The sequence below is a fragment of the Orientia tsutsugamushi str. Boryong genome, assembly GCF_000063545.1.
GTDB classification, from domain to species: Bacteria; Pseudomonadota; Alphaproteobacteria; order Rickettsiales; family Rickettsiaceae; genus Orientia; species Orientia tsutsugamushi_C.
Genome location: NC_009488.1, coordinates 1712610 through 1738359 on the forward strand (window position 1 = coordinate 1712610; position 25750 = coordinate 1738359).

At 29.3% G+C, this 25750-nt stretch carries 25 protein-coding genes and 9 pseudogenes; 17 read left to right on the forward strand and 17 right to left on the reverse strand.

Annotation, left to right across the window (positions count from 1 at the left end; genetic code table 11):
- Positions 1–75: 75 nt before the first annotated feature.
- Positions 76–1278 (reverse strand): pyridoxal phosphate-dependent aminotransferase, encoded by a 1203-nt coding sequence (locus tag OTBS_RS08090; protein ID WP_011945034.1) that lies wholly within the window; start codon positions 1276–1278, stop codon positions 76–78.
- Positions 1279–1386: 108 nt separating this feature from the next.
- On the opposite strand from OTBS_RS08090, the gene OTBS_RS08095 reads away from it, so the two are divergent.
- Genes OTBS_RS08095 through recO form a run of 6 tightly spaced genes read left to right on the forward strand, consistent with a single transcriptional unit; the run spans position 1387 to position 6469 of the window.
- Positions 1387–2424, forward strand: a complete 1038-nt coding sequence (locus tag OTBS_RS08095) for a methyltransferase domain-containing protein (RefSeq protein ID WP_011945035.1) — start codon at positions 1387–1389, stop codon at positions 2422–2424.
- Between the two features lie 59 nt (positions 2425–2483).
- Positions 2484–3317, forward strand: coding sequence for a VacJ family lipoprotein (locus tag OTBS_RS08100; RefSeq protein WP_011945036.1), 834 nt, complete (start codon positions 2484–2486; stop codon positions 3315–3317).
- Entirely contained in the window at positions 3314–3904 is a 591-nt protein-coding gene (locus OTBS_RS08105) for a phospholipid-binding protein MlaC (RefSeq protein ID WP_011945037.1), read from the forward strand. The genes OTBS_RS08100 and OTBS_RS08105 overlap by 4 nt, the downstream gene beginning before the upstream one ends.
- Positions 3905–3931: 27 nt before the next feature.
- Positions 3932–5152 carry a radical SAM family heme chaperone HemW gene (hemW, locus tag OTBS_RS08110; protein ID WP_041621335.1) on the forward strand — a complete coding sequence of 407 codons (1221 nt, stop codon included), beginning with the start codon at positions 3932–3934 and terminating at the stop codon, positions 5150–5152.
- Between the two features lie 21 nt (positions 5153–5173).
- Positions 5174–5686, forward strand: coding sequence for a pyrimidine dimer DNA glycosylase/endonuclease V (locus OTBS_RS08115; RefSeq protein ID WP_011945038.1), 513 nt, complete (start codon positions 5174–5176; stop codon positions 5684–5686).
- Between the two features lie 57 nt (positions 5687–5743).
- Complete coding sequence (gene recO / locus OTBS_RS08120) at positions 5744–6469, forward strand: DNA repair protein RecO (RefSeq protein WP_011945039.1); 726 nt, start codon at positions 5744–5746, stop codon at positions 6467–6469.
- Positions 6470–6652: 183 nt separating this feature from the next.
- Here recO and OTBS_RS14620 read toward each other — a convergent pair.
- Positions 6653–6748 (reverse strand): annotated as a pseudogene (locus OTBS_RS14620) (IS5/IS1182 family transposase); the annotation flags it as partial.
- A gap of 339 nt (positions 6749–7087) precedes the next feature.
- Between OTBS_RS14620 and OTBS_RS08130 the strand changes: the two are divergent.
- A pseudogene (locus OTBS_RS08130) lies at positions 7088–7667 on the forward strand (transposase family protein); the annotation flags it as partial.
- Positions 7668–7882: 215 nt separating this feature from the next.
- Here the strand turns inward: OTBS_RS08130 and OTBS_RS18520 are convergent.
- The 3 genes and pseudogenes from OTBS_RS18520 to OTBS_RS18015 all read right to left on the reverse strand — a co-directional run.
- Positions 7883–8212 (reverse strand): annotated as a pseudogene (locus OTBS_RS18520) (hypothetical protein); the annotation flags it as partial.
- The gene (locus OTBS_RS18010; RefSeq protein WP_041621338.1) at positions 8189–8377 is read right to left on the reverse strand and encodes a hypothetical protein; all 189 of its coding nucleotides are present in this window, start codon (positions 8375–8377) and stop codon (positions 8189–8191) included. The pseudogene OTBS_RS18520 and the gene OTBS_RS18010, both read right to left, overlap by 24 nt.
- Before the next feature lie 171 nt (positions 8378–8548).
- Positions 8549–8674, reverse strand: coding sequence for an Arm DNA-binding domain-containing protein (locus OTBS_RS18015; RefSeq protein WP_308810074.1), 126 nt, complete (start codon positions 8672–8674; stop codon positions 8549–8551).
- A 131-nt stretch (positions 8675–8805) separates the two neighbouring features.
- On the opposite strand from OTBS_RS18015, the pseudogene OTBS_RS14625 reads away from it, so the two are divergent.
- Positions 8806–8901: pseudogene (locus tag OTBS_RS14625) on the forward strand (IS5/IS1182 family transposase); the annotation flags it as partial.
- Here the strand turns inward: OTBS_RS14625 and OTBS_RS17720 are convergent.
- The 3 genes from OTBS_RS17720 to radC all read right to left on the reverse strand — a co-directional run bounded on the left by OTBS_RS17720 (position 8873) and on the right by radC (position 10484).
- A complete protein-coding gene (locus OTBS_RS17720) occupies positions 8873–9001 on the reverse strand; it encodes a hypothetical protein (RefSeq protein ID WP_269763924.1) in 129 nt (42 codons plus the stop codon). The pseudogene OTBS_RS14625 and the gene OTBS_RS17720 sit on opposite strands and share 29 nt — an antisense overlap.
- A 440-nt stretch (positions 9002–9441) precedes the next feature.
- A complete protein-coding gene (locus OTBS_RS08140) occupies positions 9442–9765 on the reverse strand; it encodes a DUF721 domain-containing protein (protein ID WP_011945041.1) in 324 nt (107 codons plus the stop codon).
- A gap of 38 nt (positions 9766–9803) precedes the next feature.
- Positions 9804–10484: a RadC family protein gene (gene radC / locus OTBS_RS08145; RefSeq protein ID WP_011945042.1), complete on the reverse strand. Its 681-nt coding sequence runs from the start codon at positions 10482–10484 to the stop codon at positions 9804–9806.
- Between the two features lie 251 nt (positions 10485–10735).
- Here radC and rpsL point away from each other — a divergent pair, with 251 nt between their 5' ends.
- From rpsL to OTBS_RS08165, 4 genes are all read left to right on the forward strand, one after another.
- On the forward strand, positions 10736–11107 hold the full coding sequence (gene rpsL / locus OTBS_RS08150; protein WP_011945043.1) for a 30S ribosomal protein S12: 372 nt from the start codon (positions 10736–10738) through the stop codon (positions 11105–11107).
- Positions 11108–11130: 23 nt separating this feature from the next.
- A complete protein-coding gene (gene rpsG / locus OTBS_RS08155; RefSeq protein WP_011945044.1) occupies positions 11131–11652 on the forward strand; it encodes a 30S ribosomal protein S7 in 522 nt (173 codons plus the stop codon).
- 3 nt (positions 11653–11655) lie between these two features.
- On the forward strand, positions 11656–13776 hold the full coding sequence (fusA, locus tag OTBS_RS08160; protein WP_011945045.1) for an elongation factor G: 2121 nt from the start codon (positions 11656–11658) through the stop codon (positions 13774–13776).
- A gap of 208 nt (positions 13777–13984) precedes the next feature.
- Positions 13985–15508 carry a S1 RNA-binding domain-containing protein gene (locus OTBS_RS08165; protein WP_011945046.1) on the forward strand — a complete coding sequence of 508 codons (1524 nt, stop codon included), beginning with the start codon at positions 13985–13987 and terminating at the stop codon, positions 15506–15508.
- A 99-nt stretch (positions 15509–15607) separates the two neighbouring features.
- Here OTBS_RS08165 and OTBS_RS17030 read toward each other — a convergent pair.
- The 8 genes and pseudogenes from OTBS_RS17030 to OTBS_RS18535 all read right to left on the reverse strand — a co-directional run.
- Positions 15608–15799, reverse strand: a pseudogene (locus tag OTBS_RS17030) (IS5/IS1182 family transposase); the annotation flags it as partial.
- A gap of 22 nt (positions 15800–15821) precedes the next feature.
- A pseudogene (locus OTBS_RS18525) lies at positions 15822–15917 on the reverse strand (IS5/IS1182 family transposase); the annotation flags it as partial.
- Between the two features lie 307 nt (positions 15918–16224).
- The gene (locus OTBS_RS18530; RefSeq protein WP_410517971.1) at positions 16225–16401 is read right to left on the reverse strand and encodes a hypothetical protein; all 177 of its coding nucleotides are present in this window, start codon (positions 16399–16401) and stop codon (positions 16225–16227) included.
- 515 nt (positions 16402–16916) lie between these two features.
- Positions 16917–17783 (reverse strand): IS630 family transposase, encoded by an 867-nt coding sequence (locus OTBS_RS13095; protein ID WP_011945047.1) that lies wholly within the window; start codon positions 17781–17783, stop codon positions 16917–16919.
- A gap of 845 nt (positions 17784–18628) precedes the next feature.
- The gene (locus OTBS_RS08180; protein WP_011945048.1) at positions 18629–18850 is read right to left on the reverse strand and encodes a cold-shock protein; all 222 of its coding nucleotides are present in this window, start codon (positions 18848–18850) and stop codon (positions 18629–18631) included.
- Positions 18851–19083: 233 nt separating this feature from the next.
- A pseudogene (locus OTBS_RS18020) lies at positions 19084–19209 on the reverse strand (IS630 family transposase); the annotation flags it as partial.
- A gap of 533 nt (positions 19210–19742) precedes the next feature.
- Positions 19743–19937: pseudogene (locus tag OTBS_RS13100) on the reverse strand (transposase); the annotation flags it as partial.
- A 193-nt stretch (positions 19938–20130) separates the two neighbouring features.
- A pseudogene (locus OTBS_RS18535) lies at positions 20131–20250 on the reverse strand (transposase); the annotation flags it as partial.
- Between the two features lie 347 nt (positions 20251–20597).
- Between OTBS_RS18535 and OTBS_RS08185 the strand changes: the two are divergent.
- Complete coding sequence (locus OTBS_RS08185; RefSeq protein WP_011945049.1) at positions 20598–21464, forward strand: YgfZ/GcvT domain-containing protein; 867 nt, start codon at positions 20598–20600, stop codon at positions 21462–21464.
- Between the two features lie 177 nt (positions 21465–21641).
- On the opposite strand, the gene OTBS_RS18540 is transcribed toward OTBS_RS08185, so the two are convergent.
- Positions 21642–21908: a transposase gene (locus OTBS_RS18540; RefSeq protein ID WP_080571897.1), complete on the reverse strand. Its 267-nt coding sequence runs from the start codon at positions 21906–21908 to the stop codon at positions 21642–21644.
- Between the two features lie 215 nt (positions 21909–22123).
- Between OTBS_RS18540 and OTBS_RS08195 the strand changes: the two genes are divergently transcribed.
- The 4 genes from OTBS_RS08195 (at position 22124) to OTBS_RS08215 (ending at position 25720) form a co-directional block, all read left to right on the forward strand.
- Positions 22124–22375, forward strand: a complete 252-nt coding sequence (locus tag OTBS_RS08195; RefSeq protein ID WP_041621340.1) for a hypothetical protein — start codon at positions 22124–22126, stop codon at positions 22373–22375.
- 30 nt (positions 22376–22405) lie between these two features.
- The gene (locus tag OTBS_RS10585) at positions 22406–24016 is read left to right on the forward strand and encodes a hypothetical protein (protein WP_050897562.1); all 1611 of its coding nucleotides are present in this window, start codon (positions 22406–22408) and stop codon (positions 24014–24016) included.
- A gap of 235 nt (positions 24017–24251) precedes the next feature.
- Positions 24252–24623 (forward strand): HIT domain-containing protein, encoded by a 372-nt coding sequence (locus tag OTBS_RS08210; RefSeq protein WP_011945050.1) that lies wholly within the window; start codon positions 24252–24254, stop codon positions 24621–24623.
- A 47-nt stretch (positions 24624–24670) separates the two neighbouring features.
- The gene (locus tag OTBS_RS08215) at positions 24671–25720 is read left to right on the forward strand and encodes an aspartate-semialdehyde dehydrogenase (RefSeq protein ID WP_011945051.1); all 1050 of its coding nucleotides are present in this window, start codon (positions 24671–24673) and stop codon (positions 25718–25720) included.
- The last annotated feature ends 30 nt before the right edge of the window (positions 25721–25750 follow it).

Sequence of the window (25750 nt, forward strand, 5' to 3'; positions counted from 1 at the left end):
GAATAGTTCACAATATCAAGTTAAGATTTTGTAGATTCTGTTTTGTCTACTTATGTAAATTATATAACAAACTTACTATATCAACTTCTCGCAAGCTTTTTTGATTTGCAGACATGCAATATTTAGTTCCGCTGCATCTACTGCATAAGATAATCTAAAGTATCCATTTATACCAAAAGCTTCGCCAGGTACTACTGATACTTTTGACTCTTCGAGTAAGTAGCAAGCGAAGTCGTTGCTTGTATTTATTTTTTGACCAGTAGAAGTAACTTTATGTAACAGTTCTTGACAAGAAACAAAAAGATAAAATGTTCCTGTTGGTTTATAGCACTTAAGCCCAATGGTATTATTGAGAATATTAAAGGCTAAATCTCGGTTTCTTTGTAAAATTGTAATATTGTCTTGAATATGACTCTGACTGCCTGTTAATGCTTCAATTGCTGCAACTTGACTAATAGAACAAGGATTAGAAGTACTATGGGACTGAATTTTAATCATTGCTTTAATAATTTCGCTATTGCCAGCTCCATAACCAATGCGCCAGCCAGTCATTGAATATGCTTTTGAAACTCCATTAACAATAAATATTCTTTCCTTTAAATTTGGAGCTATAGCTGCTAAAGTATAAAATTTATTGTTATCAAATATAATATGCTCATAAATATCATCACACATTATGTGTATATTTTTATGTATGCTAAGTATTTCTGCTAATAATTTTAACTCTTCAATTGTATAAATGGCGCCAGTAGGATTATTAGGTGAATTTAGTAATAGCCACTTAGTTTTATCAGTAATCGCATTACTAAGTTGTGCTGGAGTAATTTTAAAATTAGAGCTTTCATGACAATAAATAAATTTACTAGTAGCGCCAGTTAGAGATATAATATCAGGATATGACACCCAGTATGGTGTTGGAATAATAACTTCATCTCCTATATCCAAAGTAGCTAATAGAGCATTAAAAATAACTTGCTTAGCTCCAGAGCTAACTATTAGCTCATCTAGTTGATAATCAAGATTATTTTCAACCTTGAATTTATTTTTTACTGCTTGTTTTAATTCTTGCATACCACCAACATCAGTATATTTTGTCATACCGCGATTTATAGCTTCAATAGCTTGAGCTTTGATGTTATCAGGAGTATCAAAATTTAACTCGCCTACACTTAAGGAAATTATATTTCTACCTTGTTGCCGAAGTTCAGCTGCCTTTTTTGCAACTGCCAATGTTGGAGAACTTTTTATACGATTGATTCTATGAGTAATAAGTGACATAAATTAACTACATAATAGTAATATTTAAAGCTATAAATTATTAAATTACATATGCTACCAAGATATAATTGTTATATTTAAGTATACATTATTTAAATCAAAAAACATATGTCGATTATTAAAACAGCAAGAAATATCATTATAAATAATGCTAACAAACTTAAAGAGGTTTATTTGTTTTTTACTTCATTACCATCTTATATAGCTCAAAAAGTCGCTTTAGCTAAACAACATATTCTGGAAATAAAAAGCAAATTTAAAAATCTAGGCGCTACTAATGTTGACTTAGGTATATACCATCTTCAAAATGGCAATTACAATGAAGCCATTATAAGGTTCAAGATAGTATTGATGTTATTAAAAAAATGTTCAGATCAAGCAAACTATTGGTTGTCATTTGCATATTTAATTAAAGGAAATTATAAAAAATCATTACGACATGCAAAATTGGTAAATCAACAAGATGTAACTGAATTACGAAATATTTTAGAAAAACCTTACACATTACATTCAGTACCAAGACAAATCTGGAGCATATATAAAAATATTACTTTTGAATATTATAATTCAAGATTTATTGGAAAAGATATCAATGTTGCAAAAGAATTTGTTTATACCTTACTGGAAGTAGTAGAGGAGTTACCACAAGACTGCAAAATACTAGATTATGGTTGTGGAAATGGCATTATTGGACATACTATCTGTGAAATGATTGTTAAAGAGTTTACGCTTATAGGAGTAGATTGCTGTGATATGCTAAATGAAATTGTTAATGCAAAGCATCAGATCTATAATCAAGTTATGTCATTATGGCCACAAGATTTTATTGAGCAAAATTCTACAAAAGAGCAATTTAATATTGTTATTGCTTTTGCTAGTATTGCCTATAGCATTGATATTAATTCAATAATAACAACACTATACCAAGTGTTATTACCAGGAGGATATCTTGGCATAGTATTACCTGCTAACAGAAGTAATACAGTTTTTGATTTACAATATTTATGGTTTTCTTATAATGTATGCGATGTGGAAAAAAACTTGCAGAATTTTAATGAGCAAGGCCAATTCAGTTTAGTAAGAGTAAGGGAGATAAAAATACCAGATCAAAATTTATCTTATAGCATTCTAATACTTAGAAAATAGATATCTAAAGTACTTTGCTATTTGTTATCGATTAATGTAGTCAACAATAAAAATTAATAATGCGTATTATAGTTGCTATAATCATTACATGTACTACTGCTTTAATGATAAAAGCTGATACTTTATCTATTAAAAATAGTGATAACTATAAGTATACAGAAAACATCAAAGAGATCGGAGATAGCTATTACTCAGATATATCAGATATAGATGAAGATTTTTGTTTAAAAGCTTTTGATCCATTAGAAAGGATTAATAGAAAAATCTTTTATTTGAACTTGTTTCTTGATTACCTTATTTTAAGGCCAATAGCTAACTGTTACTATAAAGTAACAAACAATGATGTAAAAGAGGCGGTAGAAAATCTTATTAACAACACTGCTGTGCCAGTTACAGTTATAAATAGTGTATTACAATTTAAATTTAAGAATTCTATAGTTAGTGTATGGCAATTTATAGTAAATACAATTTTAGGTATTGGAGGTTTACATAATATTGCAGCAGAATTTGGCTTGCAGTCTCAACAACTAAATTTTAGCAGTACATTAGCTAGATATGGCGTTAAGTCTGGTCCGTATATTATTTTACCAATTTTTGGTGGCATGAATTTGAGAGATATCAGTAATATAGCATTTGCTCAGTTAAGTCCATTACAGTACATTATTGATAAAACTCATGCCGACAAATTAATTAATACAGATATTTTATTTAATAAGAAATTTGCTAAAGGAGTTAAAATCATTGACATGGTACATAAAAGAGCTAAATTGTTCGGTAATGCTGAATTTGTCATGAAAAACTCAATAGATCCTTATTCTGTATATAGAAATATTTCATATCAAACATCAGATTATTTTCAAAAATGTCGAACTAATAAAATTTCTAAGAAATGATTATGATACAGCTAAAACGGAATATTATTATTTTCTTGTTTTTTATATGTAGTACTATTCCTGCTTATGCTACACAAGATGTGAAAGAATATATCGATAGTGTAATGCAAGAAACAGTATCTATAATAAAAGGTCAGTTTTCACAACAAGAAAATAAAAGTATACAATTGAGATTATTATTAGAGAAAAAATTTGATCTTAACTCAATGGTAAGCTCAATGTTAGGTAGAAACAAAGTTAAACTGTCTAATGATCAAATAGATGAGTTTAATAAAATATGTAAGGATTATATATTAACATATTGCAGTAGAATGCTTGCAAGTTATAATATTGGTAATATTAATATTAGAATGGTATCGCCTAATGGGCCTTTGTGCTATATGGTAAGAACTGATATCATACAGCAGAATAATCAAGTATTAAAGGTTGATTTTTTAGTTAAGAAATTAGATCATGAATATAAAATCGTAAATATAATAATTGAAGGAATAAGTTTTATTACTACTCATTCTGTTGAAATAACAAATGTTATTAGAGATAAAGGTTTTGATTATTTAATTAATAGTTTAAGGGATAAAAGTATATAAAGTAAGATTTAAAAATTAAGTAAAATTTTGGTTTTTCCTGGTAATTTAGCCGATGAAAGTATATCTATTTATATTCATTGGCCTTTTTGTTTGTCAAAATGTCCTTATTGTGATTTTAACTCTCATGTTGCTACTAAAGTTAATTTTAATGATTGGCAGCTAGCATTTCGTAAATCAATTAAGTATTTTGAACCTTTGCTAACAGGTAAGATAATTAAGTCTATATTTTTTGGCGGAGGAACTCCTTCATTGATGGAGCCAGAATTAGTAGCAAGTATTCTTAATTTGCTTTCTAGTTTAGCAAAATTTAGTGGCACAGTTGAAATTACTCTTGAAGCTAATCCAACATCCGTAGAAGCTAAAAAGTTTCAACAATTTAGGTTGGCTGGTATAAATAGAGTATCCATTGGTGTGCAATCTTTGCGGTCTAATAACTTAAAGTTTTTATGTCGTACTCATGATGTAGAATCAGCAAAACATGCCGTTACTTTAGCTAAAACAATATTTCCAAAATTTTCATTTGATTTAATCTATGCTATAGCAGAGCAAGAAGTTGAAGAATGGAAACAAGAATTACAAGAAGCAATGTTAATTGCTGGTAGCCATGTTTCCATTTATCAATTGACAATTGAGAAAGGAACTAAATTTTTTGGTGATTATCGTAAAGGCAAGTTTACACTGCCTAGCGATGAAACAGCTGCTAAACTTTATAACTATACTAACCACTATTTGAAAAATCTTGGTTATCATCGTTATGAAATTTCAAATTATAGTAAAATTGGAGCTGAATGTTATCATAACTTAAATTATTGGAATTATGGAAGCTATTTAGGAATAGGGCCAGGAGCACATAGCCGTATTGTCTGTTATAATCAGGGAGTTAATGGTGATAGCAAATCGGTTAAAGCAATAACTATGCAATATAATCCTCAAAAATGGCTGAATGCTATTCAGCTAGCTAGTGGTAATGGCATTCAAGACTTACATACTTTAACTAATGAAGAAGTTATTAAAGAAGTTATAATAATGGGTCTGCGTCTATCAACAGGTATATCGCACGATAGACTATTAGAATTAACTAGATGTAATTTTCAGCAAGCATTAAGCATGAAATATGTACATCAATTACAAGATACTGGATATATTGTTATGTCTAATAATAATATTAGACTAACAGATAAGGCAATGTTAGTTTATAACTATATAGTTAATAAAATAGTTATTGATAAGTATTTTGTTGCAGAGTAGCAAATAAAATAAAAAGATATAATGAACATTTTTGTCTTACATAAAGACCCAAATATTGCAGCCCAAATGCTTTGTGATAAGCATATAGTAAAGATGCCACTAGAAACTGCTCAGCTATTGTGCAGTGTATTTTTAGTAGCATTAAATAATTCTGATTCTATAGTTAGAACTAAAAGCTATACCATTACAGTCCCATATAAGCTTACTCACTGCAATCACCCCTGCTCTATATGGGCTAGAATATCACAAGGAAATTTTGATTGGTTAATAAAGCATGGACAAGCTTTATGCAAAGAATATACTTACCGGTATAAAAAAGAGCATAAGTCAGAAAATGTAATAAATTGGTGCTATAATAATAAAGATATACTGCTTTTTCAAACAGATTGTATACAAAATTTTGCACAAGCATTGCCAGAACAATATAAATGCAGTGATGCTATTAAAGCTTATAGAGAATATTATTTACATGAGAAGTTAAGGTTTGCAAGATGGGAGAATGGTAGAAAAGCCCCAAATTGGGTAAAAATATAATTTTATAATTTTTTTACTAAACTTGATTTCTATAAGTTGATTATTTACTAATTTTTTATGAATTTTAGAGACAAAGCAATAATTCTAAAAAAAAGAAATATCAAAGAAAATTTAGCAATTGTAACAGTATTAACTCAATCATATGGAATTTATTCTGGAATTATAAAAGATTTACATAGTAAAAAAAATACAATCATATACCAAATAGGTAATATAGTAGATTTTTGCTGGAGTGCACGCTTAGATAAGCATTTAGGTACTATAAACTGTGAGCTAGTAAAATCTTACTCCTATTTGATTATGTCTAATAAACGTAATCTATTTTACACTCACAGCTTAATCGAATTAACTTTAATGTCTTTTAAAGAAAGAGAGTTACACGCTAATTTATTTGAAAAATGGTTGGGAAATCTTGAATCAATAAATGTTGGCAATATTAACATTAAAAATTATATTAATTTTGAGCTTTTAATTTTAAAAGAAGCAGGATATCAACTCACCTTAGACAGATGTGGTGTTACTAACTGTACGCAAAATTTAATTTATGTTTCACCTAAGTCAGGACAAGCTATATCTGCAGCTGTTGGAGAGCCATATAAACACAAACTGTTATTATTACCTAAATTTTTGGTTCATAATAATTGTGAACCAGAAGATATTTATGAAATTCAGGCTGCATTTAACTTAACAGCGTATTTTTTTAATAAGTATGTACTAATAAAAAAAAAATTACCAATTGCTAGAGAGCTATTATTAAAAAGTATACTGGCATATAGTTTTTAAACATGGATTTTTTATGACAACTTCATTAATTAATGTTTAAATATTCTTGAATTTTTGATTTACATAAGCCGGTATCAGTACTGTATGATATACGTTATCTTTCTTACGAGGGAAGTTTTATACCTTATATTTGTCTGCTCATTTTTAACAATAGTTCTTGCATTAGACCTCTTTCGAAACTGGTTAAGGTAGTTCAAAATTATAAATGCCAGAGATCAAATTAAATCTAAGACCGAATCTTTTACGTCTATTTCGATATTTGTCAGCAATAATTTTGAACTACCTTAACCAGTTTCGAAAGAGGTCTAATATAGATAATAATTTTTACAATCCTTGCATGGAGATAAATAAAAATATATCGCTATTGTTAAAATAACTCAGCTAAGGACAACTTCCCATCTCTGTTCCTTTGATTATACTACTTGGTATTAATCTCTTTCTCTCACACTCTTGATATATCTTACAAAAATTGTCTATTAAATAGTATACTGTTATAATACATTTTTTCATGTTGGGTTATTCCTTGTTTATTTAAATTTTTTTTTATAACTCAACATTCTCTCTTTGTATACCTCTTATTCTCTACATTTCATATTTCCACTTATCCTAATCTGGCGTTATAAAGCTGTTAAATGGGTAGAAGATACCCTAAACACCCGAACTTTGCTCTTCCAGGTCGCAAAGCTCTAATGAAGAGTGATATGAATTATGAAGTAGTCTTGATTGATTCTACCGAGAGTCATATAGAAAGACCCAAAAAAAACAAAAATTCTATTATTCAGGAAAGAAGAAAAGGCATACACTAAAAACTCAAATAGTGGTAGACAACCAAACATACCAAGTAATATGTACAGATTTTTCTAACGGTAAAAAACATAACTTTAGATTATTTAAGGAATCCAAAATTCTTATTCATCATAAGGTTAACGCGATTACTGCTTCAATTACAGGGTATCAAGGTATACAAAAAATTCACAATAATTCTGAATTACCAAAGAAAAAAAGCAAGAAAAATCCTTTAACTAAAAATGATAAAAAAAATAATCGTAGGTTAGCAGGAGAAAGAGTTGTCAATGAAAACGTTATTGGTATGCTAAAACGGTTCAAAATTATTGCTGATAAATATCGAAATAGATGTAAAAGATTCGGTCTTAGATTTAATTTGATCTCTGGCATTTATAATTTTGAACTACCTTAACTAGTTTAGAAAGAGGTATAATATAGCAAAACTATTATAACATAATCATAGTAATGAGATGTAATAAAAAAGTAATTAGTATAGCTAAACTAGTATAAAACAGTTATGTTATATTTAAAAAATTGCTTTAAGCTAAATTAAGAAGAATAAAATATCACTATATAAACACGCTTTTTGGAAAAATATAATATAACTGTTTTATACTAGTTTAGCTATATTATCAGGTCAAAATTTTTAAATCCTCCAAGCTTTGAATCAAGATCAAACAATCCGCTACTGATGCCATGAATAGAGTTTTTATTCTGAATAGAAGTTGAAATTGATGTCCATGATTCTTCAATTGAAATTTGTAATTTTATAAATCCTTGACTTAAAGTTCATCTTGAACATAAATCATAACGTAACTTAAAATTATCTTTAATTATTGTCCTATTTTTAACTTCAATAAAACCTGCATCTCTTAGTTCTATTGAGCGTCGCCTAACTCTTCGTTGACCAACATTCAGCTTATCCTCAAAAAGCTAATAACTTTCCTGTAAGTCATCTGCTTGCATTTTATGCTTCTCTATCACCAGAGTAGGATTGTTTTCTATTAATCTCCATTTTTTTGCCTTATTAAATATAGTTCCTAAGTTTACTAGAAATAGATTTGCTGTCGCATATTTCTGCTCTTTACTTATATCATTGAATATTTGTTCAATATCATTCATTTGAATATCGCTTATCTTTTTTGCATATAATGCTTGTGCATAATTCTATATTCTTGCAGTACTCTACTTCCAGTTTATAGTGTATACTTTGCTATACTCTTCAATATACTTGTTATGCAGCTCTTCTAATGTAATTTCTTTAGCTTTTCTTTCTCTTTCTTTTATACGCTTCTAATTTTCTTCCATATATTGTTGACGTTTTACTTCCCTTGGATCTATTCCGTTCACAATTAGTGTCTTTAATTCTCTTGCTTTTTTTCTAACTTCTTTAATAGATAAATCTGGATATGGCCCTATCTTTAGTTTTAGCCCTTCTTTTCTAAATTTTTTTTTTCAAAAAACCATTTTTTCTTCTTGTTCATGATATTCTTAGTTTAAGTGACAGTTCACATGTATCAATAGACCTCTTTTGAAACTGGTTAAAGTAGTTCAAAATTATTGCTGACAAATATCGAAATAGACGTAAAAGATTCTGTCTTAGATTTAATTTGATCTCTAGCATTTATAATTTTGAACTACTTTAACCAGTTTCAAAAGAGGTCTATTGATGATTGATGTTCCTGCATTTAGAATTTTTATTTTTCTTAGTAACCTATTTGTTAACTTTAATGATATTGAAGGCATAATTACCACATAATATTAATGTTTATTATTGTAGGTTCTATAAAGTGTAGAAGTTGATAAAAATTAACTTTTCTTCGTCTTATGCTAATTGCTGTAATTTCCAACTTTTCATATAAAATATTCTTCTTTTAAGTTGAATCTAGTAGTATATTGAGTTATACTGCTTATGCCATATTATGTAACTTCCAATATACGTTATATGTTTTTAATAGGTGGCTTACTTCGCTAATTTTAAGTACAGTGTTTTCTCCTTTATTATGGCTAGCATATCTTGTATTTTAAACTTCATACTTAAAAAACCAAATTGATCAAAAAATACGTGCCTGCCTAATAGATTGTTCAGTTCAATATGATTACCATTAACTAACACTATCTTTCCTGGTCTAGATTCTCTTGCCCAACCTCTGATCTTTCTATTATATCAAACTTGGGTTTGATACTTAATTTTTATTATTTAGAGTTGGCTTTAAGTTAATTACAACCTTCTTTATAGATTTATAACCCAAATAAATAGCAATTTTCTCAGTAATTATTTCTCTCTGAAAATTAAGTTCAAGATTTGTAACTGAGTCATAAACATTAACATATAGTGTGCAATTATTAGAGTTTTTTGGATAAATAACTTTGTATGGATAGGATTGTCCTTGAAGTTTTGGGCCAACGATTTTATCCCAGTACAATACTATATCAGCATATTCTTTTCCGTATTTGCTTGAAAGTATGTTTCGTATAATTTGAAAAGTAGTTTTGCTGATTAATTGCATGGTGATAATTATTTTAACATTTAGTAGTGCTCTACAACTTATAAAAGTAAGTTTGATTTAAAACTAAAAAAATTATTACTACAGATAATAACATGATCATGTACAATAATGCTGAAAGTTTTACAAGCTTCAACAATCTTTGTAGTAATTTCAATATCTATTGCTGATGGTTTAGGAGTGCCGCTAGGATGGTTATGCACAAGTATTATAGCACTTGCTTCATGAAATAATGCTCTTTTTACTATTTCTCTTGGATATACTGGAGTTTGATCAACTGTGCCAATACCATGTAGTTCATCTGCAATGATAATATTTTTTTTATTAAGGAATAATACGCGAAATTGTTCAGTTTTAGCTTTCCCCATAGTAATTTTTAAGTATTCTAATAAAGCTGACCAAGAGCTTAGCACATGTTGATTGATTACTTTTTGCGCTAGAATTCTACGAATAAACTCTTTGACTAAAAATATTGGTATACAGACTGAATTACTTACCATAGGTACAGACATAAGCTTATCCTTTTCAGCGTATATTACATTCGATAGGGTAGTAAATTGCTTAAGCAATTCTTTCGCTATTGGTTTTACATCTTGTCTTGAAATTGAGTGAAAAAGTAACAATTCTAGCAGCTCATAGTCAGGCAAACTATCACTAGGAATGGATCGCAAAAAGCGTTCTTTTAATCTTTTTCTATGACCAATGTAATATTGTGAATTCATAAAATTAATGTTAATGTTAAAAAAGTAAACATGACTCCATTGTATGGAAATTTACATAGTGATCAATAACTTAGTGATCACTATGTAAATAAAATTCTTTTAAAGTTACTTGATTTTTTCAATATAATTGGATATGTTTCTTTCCTAAGTAGTTATTTATACTTATCATGAATTCTTTAAAGTTAGTAATACTTTTTGAATTTAATTTTTAATTAATATATTAAATTATATATTCTGGAGAGCTAAGATTAATGCCAACAAATAATCAACTAGTGCGTTGTGGCCGTAAATCTAAAATTAGAGCTTCTAAATCACCAGCTCTAAATGGGAATCCTTTTGCTAAAGGGGTATGCGTTTTAGTTAAAACTATTACACCTAGAAAGCCTAATTCCGCTTTACGAAAAATGGCACGTGTGCGTTTCAGAAATGGAACTTGTGTTAATGCTTATATTCCTGGAGAGGGACATAATCTACAGGAACACTCTACAGTGTTAGTAAGGGGGGGGAGAGTTCCAGATTTGCCTGGTGTGCGTTATCATATTGTACGTGGTGTTTATGATACTCAGGGAGTTAAAAATCGTAAACAAGGTCGTTCAAGGTATGGTACTAAGCGTCCAAAGTAATATCTTAATTTAGGAAATATAGTATGTCACGTCGTTGTACGGAAGTAAAAAGAAAGTCATTACCAAGCAATAAATATCAAAGCATATCTGCTGCTACACCTAATCAAATAATGTTAGCTAGTAAGTTGATTAATAAACTTACACATCATGGTAACAAGGAGCTGGTGGAAAAAATGCTTGATAAAATAATTCAGCATATTAAGCATAAATATAAAGCTGATGGTTTTGAGGTTTTGGAATCTGCATGTAATAATGTTAAGCCATCTCTTCAAGTTGAATCATTAAGAATAGGTGGGGCTACTTACCAAGTTCCTTCTCCTGTTAATGAATTAAGGAGTTACACTTTAGCTATTAAATGGATTATTAATTCAGCTGCTAATCGTACTTTTGAAAAGTCTATGTGGCAGAAAATAGCAGAAGAATTATATGAAGCTTCAAATGGCAGAGGTGGAGCAGTTAAGAAAAAGGATGATAATCATAAAATGGCAGAGGCTAACCAAGCATTTTCTCATTTAATCACTAAGAGGAGGTCCAGAGGTAATTAATTTATGTCAGAAAATCATAAGTTATCTTACGTAAGAAATATTGGAATTGGCGCACACATCGATGCTGGAAAAACAACAACTACTGAGCGAATTTTATATTATACTGGGGTTTCATATAGCATAGGAGAAGTTCATGATGGTACTACTGTCATGGACTATATGAAGCAAGAAAGGGATAGAGGAATTACGATACAATCTGCTGCAACAACTTGTCATTGGATAAAAAAAGATGATTGTGCAGAACAAGCAAGTCAAAAAGAACAAGAATATAAAATTAATATTATTGATACTCCTGGACACGTAGATTTTACTATTGAAGTAGGGCGTGCGTTGCGTGTGCTAGATGGCATGATTGCTGTGTTTGATGGTGTAGCAGGAGTAGAGCCTCAATCTGAGACTGTATGGCGTCAAGCAGATAAATATGCTGTTCCTAGAATCTGCTTTGTAAATAAGATGGATAGAATTGGAGCAGATTTTTTTCGATGCGTTCAGATGATGAAGGATCGTTTAGGTACTAAGCCATTAGTGATACAGTTGCCTATTGGAATTGAAGACACATTTAAAGGTGTGATTGATTTAGTAAAAATGAAAGCTATAGTTTGGAGTAACGAGGATTTAGGAGCAAAATATGAGTACCATAGTATTCCTAGTAACATGCATGCTATGGTGGAAGATTATAGACATCAATTGTTAGAAACAGTAGTAGAAGTTGATGAAGAAATATTTAATTCTTATGTTTCAAATGAAGATTTGTCTGAAGCAGATATTAGAAAATGCATTAGAAAGGGTGCAATATCTGGACTATTTGTTCCTGTACTTTGTGGTAGCGCATTTAAGAATAAGGGTGTTCAGACTTTGCTAGATGCAGTAGTAGATTATCTACCTTCTCCTAACGATGTGAATAGTATTAAAGCTGTTGATGTTAAAACAGAACAAGAAATTAGTAGAAAAGTAAGTGTCGATGAACAATTTTCTGCATTAGCTTTTAAGGTCATTAATGATCCTTTTGTAGGATCATTAACGTTTATTCGAATATATTCAGGAAAGTTGCAAACAGGAAGCACTGTTATTAATACTACTAAAAATCAGAAAGAGCGTATCAGCCGTATGCTATTGATGCATGCCAATAATCGCAAAGATATTAAGGAAGCTGTAGCAGGAGATATAGTTGCACTAACTGGTCTAAAAAGCACAACCACTGGAGATACTATTTGTTCTTTAGATAGTCAAATTATTTTAGAAAAAATAGAATTTCCTAAGCCTGTTATTGAGCTTGCTGTTGAACCAAAAACTCCAGCAGATCAAGAAAAAATATCAGCTGCTTTAGTAAAATTAGCAGCTGAAGATCCTTCATTAGTTTTTACTGTAGATTCTGAAACGAATCAAATGGTAATTAAAGGTATGGGGGAGCTACATCTTGAGATTATTATTGATCGTATGAAGGAGGAGTTTAAAGTTGAGGCTAATGTTGGAGCGCCAAGAGTAGCATATAGAGAAACTATTACTCAATCTTATACAGTGGATTACACACATAAAAAGCAAACTGGAGGCGCTGGCCAATTTGCACGTGTCAAGATTATTTTTGAGCCTTTAGAGGTAGGGGCAGGATTTCAATTTGAAAGTAAGATTGTTGGAGGAGCTATTCCTAAGGAATTTATTCCTGGTGTAGAAAAAGGATTAGAAGAAATCAAAGAATCTGGTGTTGTAGCTGGTTATCCTACAATAGATTTTAAGGCTACATTAATTGATGGTAGTTTTCATGAAGTTGATTCTAGTGTGTTAGCATTTGAAATTGCTGCAAAAAATGCATTTAAGGAAGGAATAACAAAAGCAGGCCCTAAGTTACTTGGTCCTATTATGAAAGTAGAAGTGATTTCTCCAAATGAATATATGGGAGATATTATTGGTGATCTTAATAGTAGATCAGGTGTAATTCAAAGTATGGAGCCTAGAGGTAATACTCAAATTATTAATGCTTATGTACCGCTTGGGCAAATGTTTGGATATGTTAGTACTTTGAGATCTTTATCCCAAGGAAGAGCTCAATATAGCATGGTATTTTCTCACTATGAGCAAGTGTCTCGAAGTATAGCAGAAAAAATTCAGGCTAAAGATAAAAAATAAGATTGCTGAATAGCTCAATAGCTTTATTTTTTGAATTTTTTTAATTTTTGATGTAATAGTTAACATAAAATTGCAATTATTCTATAAATGTCTTAGTGTTATAGTAGTTTAGTAGATATAGTGTAAAATAATTTTAATCTATACACAATAAATAATGAATTATTAGGTGCCATAATAATAGTTTATAATATATATTTAATCTAAGGTTGTGAATTTAGGCACAGGTAACAATCTAATTATTTTGAAAATTAATATAATGACACAAATAAATCTAAAACAAAGATTCATTCCTACTATTTCTAGTAAATCTATAGTTCAAGATAATTTTGATGAACTATTTAATAAAATAACTAATGAGCAAATAAAAGCTGGTACTGTTGTTAAGGGCAAGGTTGTAGAGATAGATGATGAAGTGGTTATAGTAGATATTAAATTAAAAAATGAAGGTAGAATTCCTCTATCAGAATTTAAGCTTGCTAGCGATGTTCCTCTACCTCAGATAGGAGATCTAGTTGATGTATATGTTGAAAAAATCGAAGGTCGTAATGGTTGCACAGTTTTAAGCCGTGAAAAAGCTTTAAGAGAAGAAGCTTGGTCTGTACTTGATGAAGCTCAAAAAAATGGCTCACTAGTAGATGGTGTTATCTTTGGTAAAGTAAAAGGCGGTTTTACTGTAGATCTTTCTGGTGTTGTTGCATTTTTGCCTGGAAGTCAAGTTGACGTGCGGCGTCCTATTAAGAATATTACTCCATTAATGAATATAGTACAGCCGTTTCAAATTTTAAAAATGGATAAGAAGCTAGGTAATATTGTAGTATCAAGACGAGCTGTTTTAGAGGAAGCTAGGGCTGGAATACGACAAGAGGTATTATCTAAAATACATGTTGGCATGATACTAAATGGAGTTGTAAAGAGTATCGTTTATTATGGAGCGTTTATTGAGCTTACTGGATCTGATGAGTTAACATTTGATGTAAAAGTAGATGGATTATTGCACTCTATAAATATTTTATGGCGTAAGATTAATCATCCTGGTGAAGAGTTACAGATTGGCCAGCAAGTAAGAGTTGTAGTTATTGGTATTGATATATCAACTGGTCAAATTTCACTTGGTATGAAGCAATTAAGTGCTAATCCATGGGATGATATTGAAAACAGCCTGCAAATAGGTGATATTAAAGTTGGCAAGGTAAAAAGTATTGCAGAATATGGTGCATTTATTGAGGTAACCAAAGATCTAGAAGGGTTATGCCATTCAGGACATCTTGGTTGGGAAAAAATCAATCAAAATCCTAAAAAATCATTAACTATTGGTCAAGAAGTTGTATTTAAAATCTTGGATATTGATAAAGAAAGACATAGAATTTCATTAAGCTTAAAGTTATGTAAGCCTAATCCATGGGAGGTTTTAGCTGAAAAATATCAAGTTGGAACTGTGATTAGAGCTCCGTTACGTAATATAACTAATTTTGGAATGTTTGTAGCGTTGTCTGTTACTACTAATGCAGTAAAATATGAAATTGATGGTAAGGAATATGAAATTGGTGAAATGACCTATCAAATAGATGGAATGATACATGAATCTGATATTCTTAAACATGGAGATACAAATAGCAATTCACTAAAAAATTATACTAAGGGTGATGAAATAGAGTGTATGGTTCTTGCAGTTGATGTAGAAAAGGAAAGAATTAATTTAGGCATTAAACAACTAGCGGATTATAAAAGATAAGTAATTGTAAAAAACTATATAAGTGTATATTAAATAGAATCAGTAAACTAAAGAGCATTGTTATCTTAGTATTTATGAGCTAATAATCATATGTTAAATTCTGGAAGAAGGATTTTTTCTTGCTTTTTTCTTTGGTAATTCAGAATTATTGTGAATTTTTTGTATACCTTGATATCATGTGTCAGTAATCGCTTTAACCTTAGGATGAATAAGAATTTTGAATTTCTTAAATAATCTAAAGTCATGTTTTTTACCGTTAGAAAAATCTGTACATATTACTTGGTGCGTTTTATTAGACTTCTTTCGAAACTGGTTAACGTAGTTCAAAATTATAAATACCAGAGATCAAATTAAATCTAAGACCGAATCTTTCACGTCTATTTCGATATTTATCAGCAATAATTTTGAACTACGTTAACCAGTTTCGAAAGAGGTCTATTGTCTACCACTATTTGAGTTTTTAGTGTATGCCTTTTCTTCTTTCATCATGAATAATAGAATTTTTGTTTTTTTTAGGTCTTTCTATAGGAGTCTCAGTAGCATCAATCAAGACTACTTCATAATTCATATCACTCTTCATTATAGCTTTACGACCTGGAAGAGCAAAGTTTAGGTGTTTAACTAGGGTGCCTTATTTTACAGATTTATATGCTGAACTTTCACTAATCCCATAGTTCTGACCTATATGGAAATAAGTACGGTATTCTCTAAGGTATTCACACCATCAGCAACTGTTCCTCCAAATTGAGCTTATTTTTACGCCCACCTTTTGATTTCTTAAGACCATCAGCTTTCCTCAAAATATCCGCCATCTTTGAAAATGTTCCCTTCCTTACTCCTGTTAATCGACAAAATTTTTCATCCTTTAACTCTTTAATATGATCGAATTTCATTATTGCCTCAAATCAGTTATTTATAACACCATTCTACATCATTCTCTAGTTTCGAAAGAAGTCTAATGTTTCTTCTTCAGAAATTTCAATTTTACTTAGTGATAGTTTTGTTAACTTTAATGATATTGAAGGCATAATTATCACATAATATTAATGTTTATTATTAAAGTATTACACTTAATCAAACAGCTAATCTATATTATGCTTTTTATAGCAAATTTTTTGTACTAATTTGTTCATAATGCATATAACTTGAAAATTCCTTGATTGATCTTAGGTTGCGTACTTTTCTCGATCATCAGTTCAACCTTTAGATCGAAAATTAGCTCCCAATTTCATAGATTTTTTACCTATTTTCCACCTTTTGCTTTAACTTATTTATGTGATATACTTTTGAAGATTTATCAGTAAACAATATTTTAATGAGATAGATATGAGTTGAAACATCATTCCGCATAGAAAGTAATCAAATTTCTGTTATGGTCTTATAGCAATAACGTATGAAATAGGTACAATCAGATAAACTGCATTACGTGTGCTACAGTCATGCTAATATCTTTGAATTGAGCAGTAACTTTTCTTATTTCGTTCTTAATCTTAAACCAATAATGTTCTATAGGATTTAAATCTGGACTATATGTAGGTAAGAATAGAATACTGCAGCCCACCGATTCTATTAATACTTTAATTGTATTATTCTTATGGAAGTTGATATTATCCATAATTACTATTTGTCCAGGGTGCAATTCTTTGATTAATATAGTTTCTACATAAGTTGTAAATATTTCTTTATTACAATTTCCTTCAAATATTACTGGTGCTATAATTTGATTATTACAAAGCCCTGCTATCATACTGACCCTGGATTTATATTGATAAGCTTTATTGCCATAACATCTAGTACCTTTTATACTCCATCCATATTCTCTACAAGCATTATCCTCTATTCCTGACTCATCAATGAATACTAGATCTTCTTTAGAAATTTGCTTTATCTTCTCTATAAACTCATTCCTTAACACAGTATCCCTTTTGGGATGAAGATGAGTTTTTTTATAAGTGTATCCTAGTAGTTTTCTATAATAATTTATTCTAGTTCTTTGTAATCTATTACCTAGTATAATACTTAATTCTTTAGCTGTTTTATCATGATGATTGATAATTAACTCCTCAAATTCTTTGAGATCTATTTTTGCATTATAACCTTTTGCTGGTCCATAAGGTTTTGCTTTAATATCTCCTGTTTCCCATTTAAGATGTTTCCATCTATATATCGTATTACGACTTATATTGAATATTTTACATGCTTTAACAATTGATAGTCCATCATCTACCGCTTTGAATATCTTCATTCTTAAATCATAACTGTATCTTCTTGCCATTATTTATCTATTATTTTTTATACTCTTTTCATATTAGCATATTATGTACCTATTTCCTACGTTCGTGCTATATTACAAGAGAATTTGATGAAACTTTGAAATGAGATAAGCAAATGATGGTTGCAAATACAGCTAGTGCATCTTACTGATAACAAAATACAGCATAGTCAACAAGTGATGTAAGTACGAATGATAAAGATATCTATAGAATTACAAGGCCTAAAAATGGAGCTCAAAATGATATGAAGTTATCTGGAAAGCATAATACTGGAAATGGCGCGCGTTATGTTTGATGTCGTTAGTGATGGAAAAACGTGGATAACTAAACTACCATAACTTCACTAGATCTTCCATTAGGGAACGAGATAATAGCAATATTACTTTGTTACCAACTATATTAATAAAAAAATATAGCTCCTCTAATCCTTCACAGCATTTGTGATACTGAATTATTCAACGAATTATATAGAAAGATTTTTTTAATTTAAGAAATTAAAAACTGAACAAGTCGTAATATTAATAACAACACTACCAACAAGTCAAAAAAACTAAAGCTTTGATAGAATTTGATGATGTATACAAAAGTAATTCTTCTGTTCTTTTTACTTGTTTTTAATCTTGGTATATACTTTAACTATGCCTTGAGCTAAACTCTAATAAACAGACCTTTAAACAAAACCTTTAATATAGTTAAGACAGTTAAACTACTTTGTAATCAACTGCTTTAACTATATCGCATATTAATTTATCTATCTTGATTATTAGTTATAACACATACAACTTTATAACATGTAGAAACAACATTTATAAACTACATAAATAAATATCTAAAAAGATGATAACTTTTAGTCTAGCACTAAATTTGTAGCATAAATTCTACCTTTTTGAGATCCTATCTGAAAACTTACTCTTTGCCCTTCCTTAAGATCAGCTACTCCAGCTGCTACTACTGCAGTAGCATGCACAAAAACATCTTCCATTTTTCCGCCATCTTTAACCTTTTCTGAAGGCTGAATGAATCCATACCCCTTGACAGAATTATACCACTTTACTATACCTGTTGCCATAAAAAACCTTTAATTAATTTAGTACTTGCGAGCTACTAGAGATATTTAGTGATTAATGTAACTAGAGACTTAAAATACTAAATTACTATACATTCTATGACTTAACACTTCTAGGCGTCACGAGAGGATTATATATTATATTGTACTTTAACGCAACATTTATTATCATATTTTTTGTTATAGTGAAAGCTTAAGCATTATGAAAACGGTGAAATGTGAGGATATGTATAATCTTATAATGAAGTTTTAGCATAGAAAGAAGCAATAATAGATTCATAAGATTTAGCAAATTGAGTAATTTGATTTCTAATCCACATCTTCATATTAGCCCAAAACTTTTCTATCAGATTTAAATCTGGAGAATAAGGTAGCTAAAAAATAACTTTATAACCAACAGATTCTATTAATTTTTATCGCTTCTTTCTATCTCAAACCTCATTGTAAATGACTATATATAAATATTTGGCTATGAGAAAGTGCGACATGAGGTTTTACTCAAACAAAAACTAGAGAGATGTATCAAGGTAGCATTTAGACCTAAGTTACCGCTATTGAGATACAAGATTAGCAACGATTTTGTACTAAGAGGAATAAAATCCTACTAAAGAGTTACTGATCTAGATAGGAAATAGGGGCAGGATAAAGTTAAAATTGGTTAAACGAAAGTAAATTTTCATGTAGACAATATTGTAAAGGCAAAAGCAGATACTCCAGATAAAAGCTATTATATGGATAAAGCTGAAAAGCCTAGCTGTAAGAATAGATTTATCGCTTTCTTAAAAAAATGCAAGTTTCCTGGTATATAGAAGGTCATATCTCTGATGAATGAAATATGGCAAGCCTATTATTTGTGATATAGCTAAACTATTATAACTGTTTTATAGTAGCTTAGCTATATATGCCTATCTTTTTTTATCATGGTTTTTAAATGCTGACTTTTATGAAAACTTGCATTGTCTATTACAACTACAGAATTATTAGGTAATTTCAAAATTAAATCATGCTCTATCCAACAGTTAAAAATAGCAGTATTAACATTACAGTCAAAAACGGTTAGCAGAAAATTATCTACTAATGCTCCTATAAAGTTAGTTCTCTTTAATGTATGAAAATCATAAACTTAATAACATCTCATGTCTTTTGCTAAATATCCGTAAGTTCTAGGTGTACTATGAACAAACCTACTTTCATCCGTAAAGACAATAATTTTTCCTTTTCTTTGTACCTTTTTATCTTATCATAAAATTTTAACCTCTCTTATTTTTTTGCCTTAGGATGTTTTATAGTTTTTTTATACCTGACTTACTTACTCCTAGTCGTTTAGCTCTTTCATGTTTATACACATCACTATATTGTGACACATATTCTGTTAGTTTATCAATAGAGATTTTTATTGGGTTTCTGTTTCTGTTTTTTTACACGATATCTCTTTCAAACTGTAGACATTGCCATGATAGCTTCATACATAGGATCACTCCATTGTATGTACAACTTAGACTTCTGTTCGTAGAACAACAGGTTTGTCCTATTCTCATAGTCAAACAATCATATATATAACTTCACATCACATGTTAAATATAGTATTTCATGGCTAACATATTTCTTAATATTAACCTTTGGCTTTAAAAGTAATTATTTTGATGTTTTTTTGTCAGTTCTGACTATAATAGTTAATGTACTTTTTAGTATAAAAAAATTTATAGCATAATTGATTCTTAATATTTGAAATATCAAATCACTTAAACTTATGCATAGTTATCATTTATTAAATAACAGAGCAATTTTAGAATTATCTGGTTGCGATGCATCTAATTTTTTATTAAGAATTACCACAAATGTTATACCTGCAGCAAATGGGGAAGCTAAGTATTCTATGATTTTAAGTCCTCAAGGTAGATTTTTATTTGATTTTTTCCTTATCAATAATCATAACACTTTTTTTATTGATTGTTTAGCGAGTATCAAAAATGCTCTTCTATCAAAATTGCATATGTTCAAGCTTAGATCAAAAGTGCAAATCAATGATGTAAGTGACTTCTATGATGTAATATATAGCCAATTTTATATAAATGATAGTAACTTACATCATCTTAATCTTAATACTGCAAAATTAGTAACTCAATATCGAGATCCTAGATTTAATCAAATGGGATTTAGATTGTTAACTGAAAAACTACATTCTTGTAACTTAGTTAATTCAAATACTGATGTATATTTAGTTGATAAATATAAGTTTGCAATACCTGATGGAGAAATTGATATACCATCTAACAAAGCCATTCCTCCTGAGTATGGTGCTGATAGATTAAATGCTATAAGTTATTCTAAAGGATGTTATATAGGACAAGAATTAATATCTAGAATTAAATCTCAAGGAGTAGTACGAAAAAAAATATATCATGCTACTAGCGATGAAAATTTACTTAATGTTGCACCTCAAACTCCAATTATGCATAATAGCAATATTATAGGTTACTGGTGCTCTAGTTACTATACACAAGGTATAGCATTAATTAGAGAAAGTAGCGATCAAAATAATATTTTTACTAAACAAGAAATTACAGTAGATAGCGCTAAAATAAAACTTAGCATTCCTCAATGGCAAATAACATAAAATTAATTTTATATAGGGTGATACAAGTTATTTATGACCTAAGTTCGATATAAGATATATCTGAAGAATAAGAATTTCCATAATAGTTTAACAACAGTTTGATATAAGCAATAGAAAAAAAGATATCTGCAAAAAAGACAATGTGAGCGCAAAAATCTCAAGAATAATAAAAGAGAACTAAATATGATGCCTAAGATGTAAGTTATATATAGCTCTATTCGAAAATGTAATTACACATTGTAAAGTGTAAAAAACAGCATCAAAAAAGTTGTTAAATAAGTAAGATACTTTGTGTATGTCATCTTTAACTTTAAACTGATAATACTCAATTAGATCCAAATCTAGAGAATAAGTTGGAAGATATAATAATTTACACCATACTGATTCTATCATAGACTTAACGACAACTGTTTTATGAAAACTTATATTACCTAATATTACTATTTGTCTAAATGAGCAATAACTTTATCATTATAAAGATCAGCTATCATACTTACTCTTCGCATGTGCTAATAAGTTTCATTATAAATGACTATAATATACTACATACATACTTTCATCTTATTTTATTTTTTCTTTACTGTATTTTATTTCTAATGCAACTATCTTTTTAATTTATGCTGCATTGTAGTACAACTAATGATTGTATTTAAGGAGAATTGAATTTAATATACGTTACTGTAGATTTAAAAGAGGAAAATATGTGTATTAAAGATAGGGCAGAAGAAATATATAAAAGCTTTAGAGACTATTGTTATGAAATAAATAAAGTGCAACACTATGAATCTGTTGACCGTTCAGGTAATAAAGATCATGCAGATACACCTGGAAGCGTTTTTTGGAGTACACTATGCGGATATAAATGTCTTATTGATTGCTATCAAGTTGTATATAATAAAGATTGTGCATAACTTAAAGAATTTAGCGCTCATCTTGGTGAAATGTTTAAACAGCAACTTTTAATATCTTATACTGAATCAAAACTTGAGCGCAAATGCAGAATTAAGTTAGCAGAAAAAATAATAAATGATTTAGAAGCTAAGGGAATAGTATATGTAGCTTGCAATTGGTTTTACGGTGTTCAACATGTAGCAATTTTAAAATGCATTAAGAATAATGCAGGCAATTATTGTGGAATTATTTATAATGCTGGATTTGGATCTAATACTGATAATATGGAGATTAAAAATTTAGATGAGCTATTGAAAATGAATGGTGTTACTGATTATAACAGACAATTATATTCTGGAATCAAATATACTATAGACGATTCGTATCGGTCTAAAAAGTTAATAGAATCTATGATATTGCATCAGATGGGTACAGGTGAGCCATATCAGTCTGAAAAGCCAATAAAATCTATGATGTTAAATCAGATGGCCATTGTAGATATGGATACTATGAGTAATGATGTTAATCTATCAGTGGCCCCTGTAAATGCGAAAAAGGTAGTATCTTCACAGCAGAACTATGGTAATTGTACTACTAGATCTATTCGAGAGGCATTAAGGGATAATGTTTCTGAGGATATATTTAGAGAGTTATATGATTTTATTACTATGATTCCATACTCAAGTAAGCTAGAAATGTTAGAAAAAGTTGTAGGTAAATTGCAAAATGTAGATAATTTTGTTTTAAAAAAATATGACGCATCGCTTTCTACGAAAGAAAATTTTCTTAGCATGTTTCAATGCAATGTAAACCATATTTTAGGAGTTGACAATAGCACAGCTATTCAAAATTTACAGAATATTGAATTTTTGCCCGTAAACAATAGTAGGCTTTTATACGATGAAGAAGGTCTAAGCTTTTTAGCAGAATCACATGCTAGAAATTGTGTTAATGCTGGTTTAATAAAATTAAACTCAGAGAGGTCTAAAGCAATAATAGATTTTGAAGCTGCTATTGGTAGTAATGGGAGTGAGGAAGTAAAATTTTATCTAAGTGATGTGCAACATGGCGAAGGATACAATACTGTTACTAAAAGAGCGTTACTTGGAGATGTATTTTTAGATGGATGTAACGATACATTCTTCGAATCCAAACTTAGAGATATATCTAGGAAGGTACTGCCATTAAATTGGCAAAGTATGAATTGGCAAGATATAAGCATAGATGATAAAATATCTATAGTATATGAAGTCTTTTTTGAATCAATCAATAATTGTGATGCATATTTAACTAAACCGTTACTTTTGCCTGTTAAAGAAAAACTACTTCAGTGTGTTAAACAATATCATAAATCTGATTTCATAGAAAATTCTTCACTACCATCAAATCTACAAAATCAAATTGTTAAATCTTGGCGTGAATCTTGCTTACAAGATCCTAAAATTGATCCAGTTATTAAAGCTCATATTGCTGCTAGTGGGATCAGTTCTAGTATATCAGCTAATAATAAGTATTACTGGTGGCTAGATGATAAATCTAAAGTTCAGGATTGGAAAAAGAGCGAAAAGCTAAAACTTGATACTAAGATAATACCTAAAGGACATGTAGCAAAAATAAAGCGTGAGTTAGAATCAAGTGTGCAAATGATAAAAGGTAGGTAGCAAGTAAGATAGTTTAAGTTCTTGGTTATGTTTGGAACATTTATTGCTAGTAAAATTAAAGTATAAATAAACTACATTCTTGCTTATTCTTTATTATATTTAACTAAGGATTTTGTTAGATATTACAGTATTAAAAATAATAGCTATAGCATGTATTCTTGATTTGCTTGTATCTAATAAGTTATTTTGCTAAAATTTAAAGTACCGCTAATTAAATACAATAAGAATATAGTTTATGAGTATAGTAAATCAATTTTTTTCATACGATAGAAATAATGTTTTTGCTAAAATTCTTCGTAATGAACTAAGTGCTAATATAGTATATAAAGATAATAAGATTTTAGCTTTTCATGATATTAATCCAATTTCCTCAACCCATATACTGGTTATTCCTAATGGAGAATATATAGATTATTGCGATTTTCTTTCTAAAGCATCGCCTGATGATATTTGCCATTATTTTTCTACTATTAACTCTATGGTTAAACAATTTAAACTTGATCAAAGTGGATTTAAGTTAGTAACTCATAATGGTAAGGGAGGTGGGCAAGAAATTCCACATTTTCATACTCATATCATTTCAAATCAGAAAATTGAATTAAATTAATATATTTTAAACGTATTATTCAAAATACGCTCTAGTATGTTTGGTATATGATAAATGTGATGAATAATAAAATTAACATAGCAGTTATAGGTGCTACAGGTAATGTAGGTAGGTTATTAATTGATATTTTATATGAAAGGCAACTGCCAATAAGACATCTTTATTGTATATCTAATAATTTAATTGGACATAACATAAGTTTTGGACAACAAAATATTGTTACTCAGTCTATAAAAAATTTTGATTTTAGAGGTATTAATATAGTATTTTCTTGCGTTAATGCTCAAGTTGCAAAATCTATTGTTCCAAAGATAGTATCAGCAGGGGCAAAAGTAATTGATAAGTCATCTTATTTTAGACTGAAGAGTGATATTCCTTTAGTTATACCAGAAATAAATATTGATACTATTACAACTGATTCGCGTATTATATCTAGCCCGAATTGTTGTGTAGTCCCATTAATATTAGTTCTAAAGCCATTAGATGATGTTGCTAAAATTAAAAAATTAGTTATTGCAACATATCAATCTACTTCAGGGGCAGGGAAAGATGCAATAGAAGAATTAGATATGCAAACTAGAAATAGATATTTAGAACAATCGGAAACATTAACTCCGCAAATTTTTCCTAAGCAGATTGCTTTTAATATTATACCTCAGATAGGAATGATCATGGAGAATGGTAGGTGTGATGAAGAAGATAAAATAATTCGCGAAATACAAAAAATTATTGGTCGTCAAATTGCTATATCAATTACCTGTGTAAGAGTGCCAACATTTGTTAGCCATGCTTTTGCAGTTAATGTTGAATTTGAGTATAATTTAAGCGTGAAAGATGCAGAATCATTGCTTGTAAAACTTAATGGTATTAAATTAATCAGTAATGTCAAGAATAGTATGAGTAATATAAGCTCAGATATTGTTACTCCAGTTGATGTTACTGGGAAAAATGATGTTTTTGTTAGCAGAATAAGAAAAGAGAAAAATATAAAGAATAGTTTGAGCTTATGGATAAGTACTGATAATTTGCGAAAAGGATCAGCACTGAATGCAGTACAAATTGCTGAAAATATTCTTTTGCAGCAAAAATTAATATGATTATAAAAGTTAAGATAGTTATAAACTTTG